This is a genomic window from Bradyrhizobium sp. 155 (genome assembly GCF_023101105.1).
Classification (GTDB): domain Bacteria; phylum Pseudomonadota; class Alphaproteobacteria; order Rhizobiales; family Xanthobacteraceae; genus Bradyrhizobium; species Bradyrhizobium canariense_D.
This window is the reverse complement of record NZ_CP064704.1, coordinates 4,884,993-4,898,505: the sequence shown is the minus strand read 5'-3', so window position 1 is coordinate 4,898,505 and position 13,513 is coordinate 4,884,993. Positions and strand designations below refer to the sequence as shown.

Sequence of the window (13,513 nt, the reverse complement as noted above, 5' to 3'; positions counted from 1 at the left end):
CTGCTCATTGAAGTTCAACCCGCGAATCGAGCAGACGATAGCTCAGATCGACGATCAGATTGATCAGGAGATAAACCACCACGATGACCAGGATGACGCCCTGGATCACAGGGTAGTCTCGGCGAAGGATCGACTGAACGACGAGGCGTCCGATGCCGGGCAGGGCAAACACGGTTTCGGTCACCACCGCCTCGGACAGCAGCGCGGCGAAGGTGAAGCCGAAGGCCGAGACGACCGCCAGGAGTGCATTGCGCCAGATGTGGCGGCGCACGACCTGCCACGGCCGGATTCCCTTTGCCCGCGCCGTGCGCACGTAGTCCTCCCGGGAGACGTCGAGCATGCTGGCGCGCGTCAGCCGCAGGATCAAAGCAGCATTCGGAGCCGCAAGCGCCAGGCTGGGGAGGACGAGATAGCGGAGATTGACGACACCGCCTTCGAAGATCGACGGATAGCCGGAGCTAGGAAACCAGCCGAGCCACGCGGCGAAGATCAGGATCAGATAGAGCCCGACCCAGAACGTGGGTATCGAGGCCATCAGCATCGCCCCACCGGACAATCCCTGATCGAGCCACGTGCCGTGCCGGACCGCCGCAATCATTCCGATCGGCACGCCGATGACCGCAACCCAGATCATCGTCATGGTGGCGAGCAAGGTGCTGGTCTCGGCGCCATCGGCAATCACCGACAGCACGGGCGCCTGGAAGAAGATCGACCGCCCGAGGTCGCCCTCGAGCACATGGCCGGCCCAAGTGAGATATTGCAGGATGATCGGTTGGTCGAGACCGAGCTGGTGTCGCAAGGCGTCGATCTGGTCGGGAGTCGCGGTATCACCGAGCAAAACATAGATCGGGTCACCCGGCACGATATGGATGAACGCGAAGATGATGATGGACGCTGCCAGCAGCGTCACCGCCGTCGTTCCTGCGCGCTTGAATGCGTAAGACCACATGTGATTGGGCGCCTGTCAGCGGCAACGATGCGCGCCGGCGCCGGCGCTCGACAGTCCTCGCGGCCTCATTGCCCGTCCTTATTTCGTGGACACATTCCAGAACACGGGACCGTTTGGGTTGAGCCCCTTGAGCTTGGGAGAAGCAATGTCGTAGGTGTAGGCATCGCCTACTTTCATCACCGGTACCTGCTCATAGATCAGCAACTGGATCTTGTCCCATGTCGACTTGCGCGCGGCTGGATCGGTCGTGTTGATCAACTCGGCCCGAAGCGAGCCGATCTCCGGGCTGTCCCACCAGCCGGGATAGCTCGCATTCAGGAACGTGAGCAGCAGCGGGTCCGGCGCGAAGGAATGGTGCGTGACGAAGATGTCCCACTGTTCCGGCTGGCCGCGCATCTTCAGAAGGGTCGCCCAATCGACGACCATCATCTGAACATTGATTCCGGCGTCGGCCAGCTGACGGGTGAAGACGGAGGCTTCGTCATAGTGTGCCTGATAGTTCGTCGAGACCAGCAGGCGAATCGGCGTCCCCGTGTAGTCCGCCTCCTTTGCGAGCTCCTTGGCCTTCTTCGGATCGTGCGCACTATAATTTGAGGCGCCTTCCGTCGAGTACCAGGGGGTGCCATTGGGAAAGATCGATCCTTCGGCATTCCACAGGTCTTTGGGACCGAAGGCGACGCGCAGCGCCTGCGACTTGTCCAGCGCGGTCTGGATGGCGCGGCGGAGCTTGTAATTGTCCTTCAGGATTCCCTGCTTCGAGTTCATGAAGAAAAGGCCGAAGATCGGCGCGTTGGTACGCTGCACCTGGACCGATGGATCTTTGCTCAGGGACTCGTACAGATCGCCGGAGATCATTTCCGCATAGTCGTAGTCACCCGCCTGCACGCCGCTCACGCGCGTGCCGACGTCAGGCACCGGAATGAACCGGATCTTGTCGAAGCTCGCAACGCGGGCGCCGGCGAAGCCGTCACCCTTTTCCTTCACCGGCTTGTAGCCCTCGAACCTCTCCACCTCGACATAGCGGTTCGGCCGCCACTCCACGAACTTGTAGGGCCCGGTGCCGATATAGTCCTTCTGCTCGATCGGCCGGTTCCCCGCTTTGGCGGCTATGTCTTCCGGATAGATCGCAAGACCGCCATTGACGTCCGCAATGAGAGCCTTCCAGGCGCCGTTCGGCGCGGACAATTTCAGCGTGACTTCATACTTTCCGGTCGCCTCGACCGACGTAGCCGCCGCCATCAGGAGCTTGCCGCGTGCACCGAAACTGCCCCATCGCGTCATCGAGGCGACTACGTCCTTGGCGGTCATCTCCTTGCCGTTGTGGAAGAGGACTCCTTCGCGGAGCTTGATGACGATGGTCCGACCGCCGTCTTCCGTGCGATCGCTCTCGGCCAGCATCGGACGCGGCGTATAGGTCGAGTCTAGCGCATACAGGGTCTCGAAGATGTGGCGGCCGATGACCGATGCGACGTCGGCGGTCGTCAGCATGACATCGAGCGGCGGCGGTTCTCCGATGGTGGCTTCGCGTAGCAGGGTGGCGGCACTGGCCTGCGCAATCAAAAATGACGCGGTGGCCAGCCGCACGACGCCACGCATCAAGACACTTGGACCGTATCTCATGATCGCCCTCCCGCCTTGTTGAGCCGCCTGCTTCCCGGTGCAGGGATGTGCCTTTCAGCTGTTGGGCTGACGGCACGCTATTGCTTGTTTGAAAGTTACATACACAATTTGGCAATTATCAAGCAGAAAATGCTGTTATTGATGTGGCATGCCGATATACGTTTGGTCGATGCTGAAGGTTTCTTACGGCAGCTTCTTGCCAAGGGCGCAGGTTGATCTGACCTGGGAAAGGGCGGGCAATGGCGCGTGCAAAGCGAAATCACCCGGCGAGAGCCGTTGGTGCAGCAATCTCGAAGCCGCCCGGCGACGACAATGTCGTGGCCGGCGACATCATCTCCCTCATCAGGCAGAGCGCTCTAAGCCTCAGCCCGTCCGAGCAACGCGTTGCCACGGTGCTGCTGGCCGATATGGAGTTTGCCGTTCACGCCAGCAATTCCGAGTTGGCCCGTCGGGCGCGCGTCAGCGAGCCGACGGTAACCCGGTTCAGCCGCTCCGTCGGTTGCCGGGGCGTCCGCGACCTCAAGGTGAGGCTGGCTCAAGCAATGGCGGTCGGGCGGATTTACGTTGAGCTTCCCCCGCATGTCGGGACCGATCTGGCGCGCCCCGCGCTCTGGCGGTCGGTGTTTCAGGAAATTCGCCGTGCAATTGCCGCTGCCGAGGAGGGACTTCGCAAGGAGGACATCGAGCGGGCTGCCGAAGCTATCTCCCGCTGTTCGAAGCTTGCAGCGTTCGGGGTGGGGGGCGGTTCCACTCTTGCGGCGGCGGAGGTTCAGAACCGGTTCTTTCGTCTTGGGATTGCCGTCTCGCATGCCTCCGATCCGAGCTTGATGCGCATGATTGCCGCGACCTTCGGACGGGATGATGTCGTCGTTGCCATCTCGACCACCGGTGCAGCGAACGAGGTGATCGAGGCAGCCAGTATCGCCAAGCAATACGGCGCCTTGGTCGTCGCAATTACCAAGCCGCAAAGCAGGCTGGCCTCAATCGCCGATATTGCGCTTGGCGTACACGTGCCCGAAGCGCCCGACGCGCTCAAGCCGACGGCGTCGCGCTATGCATTTCTCGCCACCATCGATCTGCTTGCGGCGTCAACTGCCTATTGCAAACCGCTCGAAGCCCAGGCGCGCATGCGGCGGATCAAATACGAGTTGCTGAAGGGGAGCGACGGGGACGCCAAAGGGCCGCTGGGAGACTGAGCGGGCAATTAGCCCACCGCCCGCCTCTCGGGATTATGTTCGCAATATGGCCTCGATCTCTTGCGCTGCTTCAAGCAGCGTGCGGTCTTGTCCGCGCGCGGCGATGACCTGAAGGCCGAATGGAAGTTCGCACCGATCCGTTCCGCACGGCAGCGAAATCGCCGGCAGACGAGCATGATTGACAAAGGGCGTTAACGCCGCGTGCGCGCGCGGGCTCGCCGCGCGGCCACCAATCATGTCGGGTCCGAGCTGGGTGAATGGCCAGGCGACACAGGGAACGGTTGGCGCCAGCAGCAGATCAACCTCGGTGAAGAATGCCGCGAAAGCATTGGCGATTGCGGCGCTTGCCAGCAGCGCACCGGCAACGTCGGCGCCCGACCACGACAGCCCTCGCTCGATCTGTCTGGCGATGTCAGAATCGAACACGGTCGGATCCTCGCGGAAGGCATCTCGATAGAGTGCGGCGAGGCCGGCCTGCTGAAGCGGCATGATAGCCTCTTCCGTCGCGCCCGCCGGCCAGACGGGATCGCGCTGCGCGATGCTGAGGCCAGCGGCGGAGAGACGCGCGATGGCGAAAGCGAGCCCTTCAGCGACAACATCGTCGACGGCGACGTCGAGCCCAAGGCGCGGCGAGAACGCGATGCGCAGACCGGCGATGTTTTTGGCCTCTTGAGCGATGCCGGCTGAATCCGGATCGCGCGGATCGACGGCGGCCATGGCCTCGAACGCCAGCGCGATATCGGCAACGTCAGTGGCGATCGGCGCGATGACGGAGAGGCCGAAAAACGGTTCGGCGAAGCCTGGCCCATAGGGGATCGCGCCATAGGACGGTTTGAACCCCGCGACGCCGACATGGGCCGGCGGCCTGCGGCTCGAGCCGCCCGCATCGGTGCCGATCGCTAGCGGCACGAGGCCGGCCGCAACCGCCGTGGCAGGGCCGCCCGACGAGCCGCCGGGCGTCAACGTGGGATCCAGCGGATGCCGCGTTGGCCCATACAGCGGCGAGGTGGTCACGCCCTTGCAGGCGAATTCCGACGTTGCGCCGATGCCGACGACGACGGCGCCGGCCTTGCGCAGCTGCTCGATCGCAATCGCATCCTGCGGCGCGACGAATTCGGCGAACAGGCGCGAGCCCTGTGTCACACGCCAGTCACGGACCCAGATGTTGTCCTTGACGACGACGGGGACACCGGCGAGCGGCATCGTCTCGCCGGCACGCAGGCGATCATCGACCGCTGCGGCGTCGGCAAGCGTACGCGCAGGAGCGGTCGTCACCACTGCGTTCAGCGCCTTGGCGGCCTCGATGCGCGCAAGCGCGGCCTTGGCGGTCTCGACCGCACTCGTTCGTCCGGCGGAGACGTCGGCCGCAATCTCGCACGCGCTACTTCTTCCCTTTGTCATGGCCTCCCCAGACCAGTGCCAATGTGCCGCAGAGGGCGAGGCAAGCCAAGGCGAAGAAGGCGGCACCGAGACTGGCTGCGCTGTCCAGGAAGGACACCAGCGCCGGTGCTGCCAAGAGGCCGGCGTAGGATGCGGTCAGCACCGCGCCGGTGGTTTCGCCAATCCTGTCCTGCGGGGCGAGGCGTGCGATCTCGGCGACGAAGACACCGTTCCACCCGGAGGCCGTCAGGCCGAACAGAGTTGCAATCGCGAACTGGCCGGTCCGCCCGAGCGATACGCCATCGAGACCCAGCAGCGCGGCGCAGAACGTCATACCGAGGCCGATGACGACGAGAACTCCGCGCGAGGCATTGAGGCGCGTTGCGACGAAGCCCCAGCCGAGCCGGCCGATCAGGCCGCCGGCCTGGGCGCAGGCAAGCGCCATGCCGGCCTCGACATGGCTGAGGCCGAGCTCGCGGGTGCCGAGCGTGACGAAGACCGTATTGAGCGACACCTGCATCGCGCTGAAGGGCATCGAGGCCAGCGCCAGCATTGCGATGCGCCGGTCCGCGGTCACCAGTGCCAGCCGCGTGCGAAGGCTAAGCTCCGGCAGTGGCACGACCTTGACGGCGTAGGCGGGCCGCAGGCGCTCGAACCACGCTATCGCCAGCAGCGCACAGGCGCCCACGGCGGCATAGCACCAGGCGGGCCCGAGCGAGATTGCGATCGCGGGCAGAACCAGCGAGCCGCAGACGGCGCCGATCTGGTTTCCGGTCTGGCGAACCGAGAACACGAACGCGCGCCGCTCGGCCGTCACGAGCCGCGCCAGCAGCACCGCGCTTGCGGGCGTCTCCGGTCCGAAGGCGAGGCCAAGACAGAGGCCGGCTGCGAGCAGGGCCGCCGTCGAGCCGAGCGAAGCCAGCGCCATGCTGGCGATGATCGCCGCCGCGCAGAGGCTCGCGATCCGCATCGAGCCCAGGCGGGCGATGAAGCCGCCGCCCCAGAACGAGGCGGGAATGCCGACCGCGAACACGGCGCAGGAGAACATCGAGAGCTGCCAGACCTCGATATGGGCGCGCGGTGCCACCACGCCCGGCGCGAACAGAGCCAGAGCCACCAGCGCCTGCAATGAGGTCGTGGCGCCAAGCGCGGGCAGCAATGCGGGCGCTGGTCGAACGGCCGTGTTTGCGTCTACCATGGTGCACCGCTCTCGGGGGGAACATTGTGGCAGGTGGCATTTCCATTCACGCGGTCGATGTGGCGAGCGGACGCCCGGCGCAGGGTCTGCGCGTCGAGATCTGGCGGATCGATCCGGACTCGCTGCGCGTCGCCGACGGACGGCTTGGTGTCAACGGCGTGCTCGATCATCCCGTTGCGCAGGGGGCGGGCGTGACGGCGGGCGAGTATGAGGTCCTGTTTCATCTCGGCGAGTTCTTTGGCGAGCGCGACGGGTTTCTCACGGTGACGCCGTTCCGCTTTCGCATCAAGAATGTTGACGAGCATTTTCACCTGCCGCTGAAATTCACGCGCTGGGGCTATTCGCTGTTCCGCGGCGCCTGATCAGTTGGTCAGCCGCCGCGATAACCCCGTGACGCGCTCCATAATCGCGACCAACGCGACGGTTGCAATGATCAGCACGCCCGACAGCGCGGCGATGGTGACGTCGAGCTTGCCCTCGAGGTCCTGCCACATCCGGATCGGCAGCATGTCGGTGGCGGCATCACGCAGGAACAGCGACACCGGCACGTTGTCGAAGGACGACATGAAGGCGATGAAGGCGCCCGCGATGATGCCCGGCCGGATCAGCGGCAGCACGATGCGCCGGAACGTGTAGATGCGGCCGGCGCCCAGCACGGCCGAGCTCTCCAGCAGGGTCGGCTCCAGCTGGGCAAGCGCCGCAATCGTATTGCGCACGACATAGGGCACGCAGACCACGGTGTGGCCGATTACCAGCGTCAACGGCGACACCGGCAGGCCGACCAGCGAGAACAGCATCAACGCGGCAAGGCCAAAGGCCAGCGCCGGCAGAACCAGCGGCGACATGAAGAGGGAATCGAGCAGCCGCGCCGACAGCGTCGGTGAGCGCGAGATCGCGAGCGCGGCGGCAACGCCGAGCACCACGGACAGGCCCGTCGCCCACAGTGCCACGATGAGGCTGTTCTTGGCTGCGAAGTGCAGCTGCCAGGCGTTCCACAATTCGGCGTACCAGCGCAGCGAATAGCCCGGCGGCGGAAAACGCAGCGAGAAGCCGCTGGTGAACGAGACGATCAGCACCACCAGCGACGGCGCGATGATGATGATCAGCGCAATCGCGGCGATCAGGCTCATGACCAGCTCGAAACTGAACGCCTCCAGGGTGCGCTTGCGCCCGCTCATCACGCACCTCCATAGCCGCGCGACAGGCGGCCGAGCGTGGTGAAGACGGAGACGACCGCGAGCACCGCGAGCAAAAAGATGACCGAGATTGCGGAGGCAAACGGCCAGTTCTGCAGGGTCGAAGCCTGCTGGTAAAGATACATCGGCATGAACAGCATCTGTCCGCCGCCGATCAGCGACTGGGTGATGAAGGCCGTGATCGCGGCGGCATAGGTCAGCGTGCAGCCGGCGATCACGCCGGGCAGCGACAGCGGCAGCACGATCCGGAAGAACGTGCGCCAGCTTCCAGCGCCGAGCGAGCAGGAGGCGTCGTCGAGATTGGAATCGATCCGGCCGAGCGCGGTGATCAGCGGCAGCGTCGTCAGCGGCATCTGCACCTGCGCCAGCGCGAGGACGACGCCGAACTGGGTGTAGAGCAGTTTCAGGGGCGTCTCGATAATGCCGAGCGATTGCAGCGTCGCGTTGATGATGCCCTGGCGGCCCAGGATGACGATCCAGGCGAAGGTACGGACCACGACGCTGGTCAAAAGCGGCAGCAGCACGATCAAGATGATGATGGTCTGAAGCCGCGGCCCGACCCGCTGGTAAAGCCAGGCGATGGGAAAGCCGAGCACGAGGCAGACGGCCGTCACCTCGGCCCCAAGCAGCAGCGTCGAGCCGAGCACGCTGAGGCTGAAGGGATCGGTGAGGAAGTGCAGATACTGGCCGAGTCCCCAATGGAGCGCGGCCGTGTCGTTGTGCAACGAGAGCCACAGTAATTGCAGCAGCGGCGCCACGAAGAACACTAGGAAGAACAGCGCCAGCGGCGCTGCCAATCCCATCCCGTAGGACGTGACGTCTCGTGATGCCGGTGCTGTGCCCATCATGAGTCCTTGAAGCTCTAGATCTTGATCTCGCGGTTGAAACGCTCGATCCAGGCCGAGCGCTGCTCGTTGATCTTCTTCCAGTCCTGGAACACGAATTTCTGCTTCAGCTCGGCCGTGTCCTTGGCGAGCACGCGCGCGATCTCGCCGCCCATCGCCACCTTGGAATTGGTCGGCACGATCAGGTAGGGCGGGTTCATCAGCGTGGTCTGCACTTCCGGGGTCAACGACGCCTCGATCAGCTTGAAGGCGAGCTCGCGGTTGGGCGAGTTCTTGACGATGTGGATCGTGGTCTTGAAGGCGATGGCACCTTCCTTCGGGGCCACGAACTCGACCGGCACGCCGCGCGCTTTCAGGATCTGGATGGCGTTGAAATTGCCGGGCGAGATATCGATCTGGCCCTGCTGGAACAGGGTGGCGAGCGCGCCGGGATTGGCGGCGACCGCGGCGAGGTTGGGCTTCAGCTCCTCGATCGCCTTGAAGCCGGGATCGACATTGGCTTCCGAACCGCCGCGCATCTTGGCGATCTCGACCAGCCAGCCGGTGCCGAGCGTCGAGTTAAGGTTGGTGATGCCAACGCGGCCCTTGAACTCGGGCTTCCACAGATCGGCCCAGGAGGTCGGCGGCGTCTTGACGGCTTCCGGATTGTAGGTGAGGCCGACGACCTGAAAGAAGGGGGCAGGGCCCATCGGCTCCTGGGCCTCGGCGATCAGGTCCTTGTAATAGGCGCTCTTCTCGACGGGGTATGGCTCGACCAGATCCTGGCCGATTGCGACCAGGGCCGGGCCGGGATCGTGCAGCATGACGTCAATCGGCGGATTGGCCTTGGCGGCGTTCACCTTGGCGATCTGGTCGACCGAGAGCATGGGGTCGAGCACCATCGCGGCATCGGCGTTCGCCTTGCGAAAGGCCGGCACCAGCACGGCCTTGTGCGCCTCCTCCCAGCTTCCGGTGAAGGTCGCAAACACCAGCGGGCGGGCCTGGGCGTAGCTCAGTCCGGGAAACGCCTTCATGGCGCCGAGTGTGAGTGCGGTCGTCATCAGGCTTCGGCGGTTCATGATCATGGTCGAACTCCCTCTGGACAAAAACTGAATTCAAAGCGTTGCAGGAAAAGCGTTTGCGAGCGACGGGGCGAGCGGCGCGAGGCGCACCGCGGCGCCGCTCTCCAGGGTGCGCGTCTCGCCGATGCGCGCCTGGGAGATCTTGACGCCGGAGCCGTCCGCGGTGGTGACCTCGTGGACGACGGTGGCTCCTAACGGCAGCGACATGCCGACCACGCCGGCAAAGCCGGTCTCGTCGCCAACGAATTGCAGATGCTCGGGGCGTATGCACACGGTGACGCGGCCGCCCTCGGTGAGAGCGCCGCCGGCGGGACGCGCAATGATTTCCGCGCCGGCATCGAGGCGGACTTTTGCGGCCGTGCGGTCTGCCGAGACGACCACGCCGGGCATGCGGTTGCTGGCGCCGACGAACGTGTTGACGAACAGGGTCTGCGGCCGGTCGTAGACGTCCGACGGCGACCCGAACTGCTCGAGCTTGCCGTGGCTCAGGACGGCGACGCGGTCGGCCATCGACAGCGCTTCTTCCTGGTCGTGGGTCACGATCAGCGTGGTGATGCCGGAGACGCGCTGGAGCCGCTTGACCTCGATCTGCATGTCGAGCCGCAGATTCTTGTCGAGCGCGGCAAAGGGCTCGTCGAGCAACAGGATTGACGGCTTGATCGCGAGCGCGCGGGCCAGCGCGACGCGCTGCTGCTGGCCGCCGGAGAGCTGCCGTGGCAACCGTTCCGACATGGTCGGCAGCTGCACCAGATCCAGCAAGCGCTGTGCTTCGCGCTGGCGGGTCGCCTTGTCGATCCCGCGCGCGGCAAGCCCATAAGCGACGTTCTCGCTGATGCTGAGATGGGGGAATAGTGCGTAGTTCTGGAACACGATGCCGACCGCGCGGCGGTTCGGCGGTAGCGCGTCGACGATGTCGTCGCCGATGATGATCCGCCCCTGCGTCTGCGCGATGAAGCCGGCGATGATGCGCAGCAGGGTAGTCTTGCCGCAGCCGGAGGGGCCGAGCAGGGCGATGATCTCGCCCCCTTTGATGTTGAGATTGATGTTCTCGACCGCGAGCGCGCCGCTCGGATAGCGGTGGGTGACGGCGTCGACCACGAGCGATCGGCCGCCTTGCGCTTCAGCCATGGTGTTGCCTCCCGTTGCCCCGGAGTAGAAAGCAAGTCTCATGCCCGCACCGGTCGCTTTTCGCCGCGAGGTTTGGCATGGTGGGGTGATGACGTCGGATCGATCGGTTTGCGACCTCACTGCCACGGCCCTCGCACGCGCCCTCGCGAAGGGCGAACTCTCCTCGCGCGACGCGGTCGAGGCGCATCTGGCGCGGATCGCGAGTCTTGATAGCCAATTGGCGGCCTTCGTGACTGTCGATGCGGAGGGGGCCCGCCGTGCCGCTGATATCTGCGACGCCGCGCCAACGCGGGTCGGCCCGCTGCATGGGGTGCCCATAGGGATCAAGGACCTCACCGACACTGCGGGGGTTGCGACCACGTACGGATCGGCTCTGTTCCGCGATCATATTCCGGCCGAAGACGATCTCGTGGTCGCGCGATTGCGGCGCGCTGGCGCGATCATTCTGGGAAAGACCAACACACCCGAATTCGGCTTCGGCGCGGTCTGTACCAACAAATTGTGCGGGCCGACGCGCAATCCGTTCGATCCGGTACTGACTTCGGGTGGATCTTCCGGTGGCTCCGCGGTTGCGGTCGCGGCCGGCATGGTGCCGTTGGCCCATGGCACCGATTTCGGTGGCTCCGTGCGCACGCCCGCAAGTTTTTGCGACGTCGCCTCGATCCGGCCGACGCCCGGTCGCATCCCGGCGCCGCATCGCCCCCTCGGCTGGGACATGCTCGCCACCCACGGTTTTCTCGCCCGCGGCGTCGACGATCTCGAGCTTGCGCTGTCGATCTGTGGGGGAGGCGATGTGCACGACCCACTCTCGATCGGTGTCGTCAATGAGGATCGGCCGGTTGCAGTGCGTCCCCGGATCGCAGCGACGCCCGATTTCGGGATCGCGGCCGTCGCGCGCGATGTCCGTGCACGTTTCGCCGCGGCCTGCGAGGCGCTCGGAGCCGTGGCCGATGTGGTGCCGTCCGCGCCCGATTGCGGCGGTGCGATCGAGGCATTTCGGACGCTGCGCGCCGCGCACATCGCCAACGGCTATGGCGAGCTGCTGAAGTCGCGCCGCGCCGAGCTGACGCCCACCGTGATCTGGAATATCGAGGCGGGCGCAAAGCTCTCCGCGGAGGACTATCTCAATGCCGAGCGTCGCCGCACCGCGATCTATCGCAGCTTTCGCGAGCTGTTCAGCCGCGCCGATTTCCTGGTAGCGCCGGCGGCGTCCGTTTTGCCCTGGCCGAATGAGATCAGCGACGTCACCACGATCGATGGCGCGGCGCTGGAGACGCCGATCGATTATCTCGCCGTCACCTTCATCGTGTCGCTGGTCGGTTTCCCGGTGCTGACCCTGCCGGCCCCCCGAGCGGAGAACGAACTGCCGTTCGGTATCCAGATCATTGCACCGCCGGGATGCGAATCCCGCCTGTTTGCCTTCGGCCGTGCGATTGAGAACAAGCTTGGTTTTTCGCATCGCTGGCCGCAGCTCCCCTAGTTATCGCGATGCTCGAGCCGGGCGGCGAGCGCATCGGCAAGACCAAGGGTGGGTTTGGCAGCGGGCCGGCGGTACGTGCCTGCGGTTGCCTTGCGCAGGCGAAGCGCGACCAGGGCCTCGGCCTGCTTCACCGACGCGATGACTTGATCGACGACTGGGACGGGGATCCGGTCGGCCACGCGCTCGGCGAGGCCCGAGAGCGGCGCACCTGCAAAAATCAAGACGTCCGCGTCGTCCTCCACGATCGCGCGCCGGGCGAGATCGACCAGCACATCCTCCTTCTCGGTGCCGACCTCGGAGATCGCCTGGAACGGCGTATCGAGCATGCGGATGCCGGCGCAGCGCTCCCACAGCCCGTGGGCGCGGACGCATTCCTCGTACCAGGGGCCGAGCGCCTGGGCGAAGGTGACGATGGCGAAACGCCGTCCGGCCATGCAGGCGGTCAGCATCGCCGCTTCCGCCATGCCGACCACGGGAATGTCGAAGGTTTCGCGCGCGGCGAACAGGCCGGGGTCGCCGAAGGCGGCGATGATCGCGGCGTCGACCTTGCGATGCTGCCCGGCCAGCATCTCCAGCGCAATGGCACCGCCGATCTGTGCCTCGGTGCGTGTCGAGATATAGGGCACGCCGCGGGTCGCGGTGCAGGGGATCAGCTCGGTCCCGGGCGCAGCCGCGCGCTGCCCGACATCCGTCATCAACTGGGTGACTGCGGTGCTGGTGTTCGGGTTGAGCAGCAGCAGCTTCATGATTGCGCCGCCGTCTGCTTGGCTTGAGAGGCCGCGATGACTTCGAGCAGCGCCGTGCCGGTGCGCCGAACATGGGCGCCGAGCAGGCGTCCTGCGGTTTCGCTATCGCGCGCCTCGAGCGCGGCCAGGACGCCGGCATGCTCGTCGACCGAATTGCTCCAGCGCCGGTCGGCGCCGAGCGCGAGGTAACGCGCGCGCTCGGCGCGGGAGATCAGCGTCACGTGCGCCTCGCGCAGCGGCGTGTTGCGCGCCATGCGGACGATGGTGTCGTGGATCTCGCCGTTGATGGCGAAGTACTCGTCGAGCTTGCCGTTGCGATGATGACCTTCCATGCGGGTCTGAAGCGTGCGCAGGCGGGCGAGATCGCGCTCGGTGGCGCGCTCGGCGGCGAGCTCGGCGGCCAGCCGCTCGATGCCGGCCAGCGCCTCAAACAATTCCGAGATGCCGTCGACGGCGAGGTCGGCGATGCGCGGGCTGCGGTTGGGGCGGAGCTCAATCAATCCCTCGGCCGCGAGCACTTTCATCGCCTCGCGCAGCGGAGTGCGCGATACGCCCAGCTCCTTCGACAGCCTGGTTTCCTGGGTCTGCGATCCCGGCGGCAGCTCGCCGCGAATGATCATCGTCCGCATCCGCGCGGCGGCGCGCTCATGCAGGCCCATCCGTTTGAGTTTGGGCGACTTTCGGCCCGGGTTCGGTTCGGATTTTTGCGGCACG

The 13,513-nt window shown here is 65.4% G+C and carries 14 protein-coding genes; 4 read left to right on the top strand and 10 right to left on the bottom strand.

Annotated features, from left to right (window positions below; translation table 11 throughout):
- Nucleotides 1-4: 4 nt before the first annotated feature.
- Both IVA93_RS23950 and IVA93_RS23945 read right to left on the bottom strand, forming a co-directional pair.
- Nucleotides 5-949: an ABC transporter permease gene (locus tag IVA93_RS23950; RefSeq protein ID WP_085350845.1), complete on the bottom strand. Its 945-nt coding sequence runs from the start codon at nt 947-949 to the stop codon at nt 5-7.
- A 78-nt stretch (nt 950-1,027) separates the two neighbouring features.
- Nucleotides 1,028-2,569, bottom strand: a complete 1,542-nt coding sequence (locus IVA93_RS23945) for an ABC transporter substrate-binding protein (RefSeq protein WP_247370673.1) — start codon at nt 2,567-2,569, stop codon at nt 1,028-1,030.
- Between the two features lie 15 nt (nt 2,570-2,584).
- Here IVA93_RS23945 and IVA93_RS23940 point away from each other — a divergent pair, with 15 nt between their 5' ends.
- Complete coding sequence (locus tag IVA93_RS23940) at nt 2,585-2,785, top strand: hypothetical protein (protein WP_157643066.1); 201 nt, start codon at nt 2,585-2,587, stop codon at nt 2,783-2,785.
- Between the two features lie 101 nt (nt 2,786-2,886).
- Nucleotides 2,887-3,765: a MurR/RpiR family transcriptional regulator gene (locus IVA93_RS23935; protein ID WP_247477466.1), complete on the top strand. Its 879-nt coding sequence runs from the start codon at nt 2,887-2,889 to the stop codon at nt 3,763-3,765.
- Nucleotides 3,766-3,798: 33 nt separating this feature from the next.
- Here IVA93_RS23935 and IVA93_RS23930 read toward each other — a convergent pair whose 3' ends face one another.
- Together IVA93_RS23930 and IVA93_RS23925 are read right to left on the bottom strand one after the other, a co-directional pair.
- The gene (locus IVA93_RS23930) at nt 3,799-5,166 is read right to left on the bottom strand and encodes an amidase (RefSeq protein ID WP_247455078.1); all 1,368 of its coding nucleotides are present in this window, start codon (nt 5,164-5,166) and stop codon (nt 3,799-3,801) included.
- Nucleotides 5,147-6,343 (bottom strand): MFS transporter, encoded by a 1,197-nt coding sequence (locus tag IVA93_RS23925; protein WP_204510816.1) that lies wholly within the window; start codon nt 6,341-6,343, stop codon nt 5,147-5,149. The genes IVA93_RS23930 and IVA93_RS23925 overlap by 20 nt, the downstream gene beginning before the upstream one ends.
- A gap of 26 nt (nt 6,344-6,369) precedes the next feature.
- Here IVA93_RS23925 and IVA93_RS23920 point away from each other — a divergent pair, with 26 nt between their 5' ends.
- Nucleotides 6,370-6,705, top strand: a complete 336-nt coding sequence (locus tag IVA93_RS23920) for a hydroxyisourate hydrolase (protein WP_026233653.1) — start codon at nt 6,370-6,372, stop codon at nt 6,703-6,705.
- Here the strand turns inward: IVA93_RS23920 and IVA93_RS23915 are convergent, their stop codons facing one another.
- Genes IVA93_RS23915 through IVA93_RS23900 form a run of 4 tightly spaced genes read right to left on the bottom strand, consistent with a single transcriptional unit; the run spans nt 6,706 to nt 10,573 of the window.
- A complete protein-coding gene (locus IVA93_RS23915) occupies nt 6,706-7,521 on the bottom strand; it encodes an ABC transporter permease (protein WP_018458752.1) in 816 nt (271 codons plus the stop codon). It lies immediately after the preceding gene.
- Entirely contained in the window at nt 7,521-8,384 is an 864-nt protein-coding gene (locus IVA93_RS23910) for an ABC transporter permease (protein WP_247371094.1), read from the bottom strand. Before IVA93_RS23910 ends, IVA93_RS23915 begins: the two co-directional genes overlap by 1 nt.
- Nucleotides 8,385-8,401: 17 nt before the next feature.
- Nucleotides 8,402-9,448 (bottom strand): ABC transporter substrate-binding protein, encoded by a 1,047-nt coding sequence (locus IVA93_RS23905; RefSeq protein WP_007608710.1) that lies wholly within the window; start codon nt 9,446-9,448, stop codon nt 8,402-8,404.
- A gap of 30 nt (nt 9,449-9,478) precedes the next feature.
- Entirely contained in the window at nt 9,479-10,573 is a 1,095-nt protein-coding gene (locus tag IVA93_RS23900; RefSeq protein ID WP_018458754.1) for an ABC transporter ATP-binding protein, read from the bottom strand.
- 40 nt (nt 10,574-10,613) lie between these two features.
- Here IVA93_RS23900 and IVA93_RS23895 point away from each other — a divergent pair, with 40 nt between their 5' ends.
- The gene (locus IVA93_RS23895) at nt 10,614-12,053 is read left to right on the top strand and encodes an amidase (RefSeq protein ID WP_247455076.1); all 1,440 of its coding nucleotides are present in this window, start codon (nt 10,614-10,616) and stop codon (nt 12,051-12,053) included.
- Here the strand turns inward: IVA93_RS23895 and IVA93_RS23890 are convergent.
- Nucleotides 12,050-12,799 carry an aspartate/glutamate racemase family protein gene (locus IVA93_RS23890; protein WP_018458756.1) on the bottom strand — a complete coding sequence of 250 codons (750 nt, stop codon included), beginning with the start codon at nt 12,797-12,799 and terminating at the stop codon, nt 12,050-12,052. The two genes, IVA93_RS23895 and IVA93_RS23890, sit on opposite strands and share 4 nt — an antisense overlap.
- On the bottom strand, nt 12,796-13,512 hold the full coding sequence (locus tag IVA93_RS23885) for a GntR family transcriptional regulator (protein ID WP_018458757.1): 717 nt from the start codon (nt 13,510-13,512) through the stop codon (nt 12,796-12,798). Before IVA93_RS23885 ends, IVA93_RS23890 begins: the two co-directional genes overlap by 4 nt.
- Between the last annotated feature and the right edge of the window lies 1 nt (nt 13,513).

Coding starts and splice junctions, on each gene's coding strand:
- IVA93_RS23895 (WP_247455076.1), top strand. CDS start 10,614: ATGCCCGCACCGGTCGCTTTTCGCCGCGAGGTTTGGCATGGTGGGGTG.
- IVA93_RS23905 (WP_007608710.1), bottom strand. CDS start 9,448: ATGATCATGAACCGCCGAAGCCTGATGACGACCGCACTCACACTCGGC.
- IVA93_RS23910 (WP_247371094.1), bottom strand. CDS start 8,384: ATGGGCACAGCACCGGCATCACGAGACGTCACGTCCTACGGGATGGGA.
- IVA93_RS23890 (WP_018458756.1), bottom strand. CDS start 12,799: ATGAAGCTGCTGCTGCTCAACCCGAACACCAGCACCGCAGTCACCCAG.
- IVA93_RS23930 (WP_247455078.1), bottom strand. CDS start 5,166: ATGACAAAGGGAAGAAGTAGCGCGTGCGAGATTGCGGCCGACGTCTCC.
- IVA93_RS23915 (WP_018458752.1), bottom strand. CDS start 7,521: ATGAGCGGGCGCAAGCGCACCCTGGAGGCGTTCAGTTTCGAGCTGGTC.
- IVA93_RS23925 (WP_204510816.1), bottom strand. CDS start 6,343: ATGGTAGACGCAAACACGGCCGTTCGACCAGCGCCCGCATTGCTGCCC.
- IVA93_RS23950 (WP_085350845.1), bottom strand. CDS start 949: ATGTGGTCTTACGCATTCAAGCGCGCAGGAACGACGGCGGTGACGCTG.
- IVA93_RS23945 (WP_247370673.1), bottom strand. CDS start 2,569: ATGAGATACGGTCCAAGTGTCTTGATGCGTGGCGTCGTGCGGCTGGCC.
- IVA93_RS23900 (WP_018458754.1), bottom strand. CDS start 10,573: ATGGCTGAAGCGCAAGGCGGCCGATCGCTCGTGGTCGACGCCGTCACC.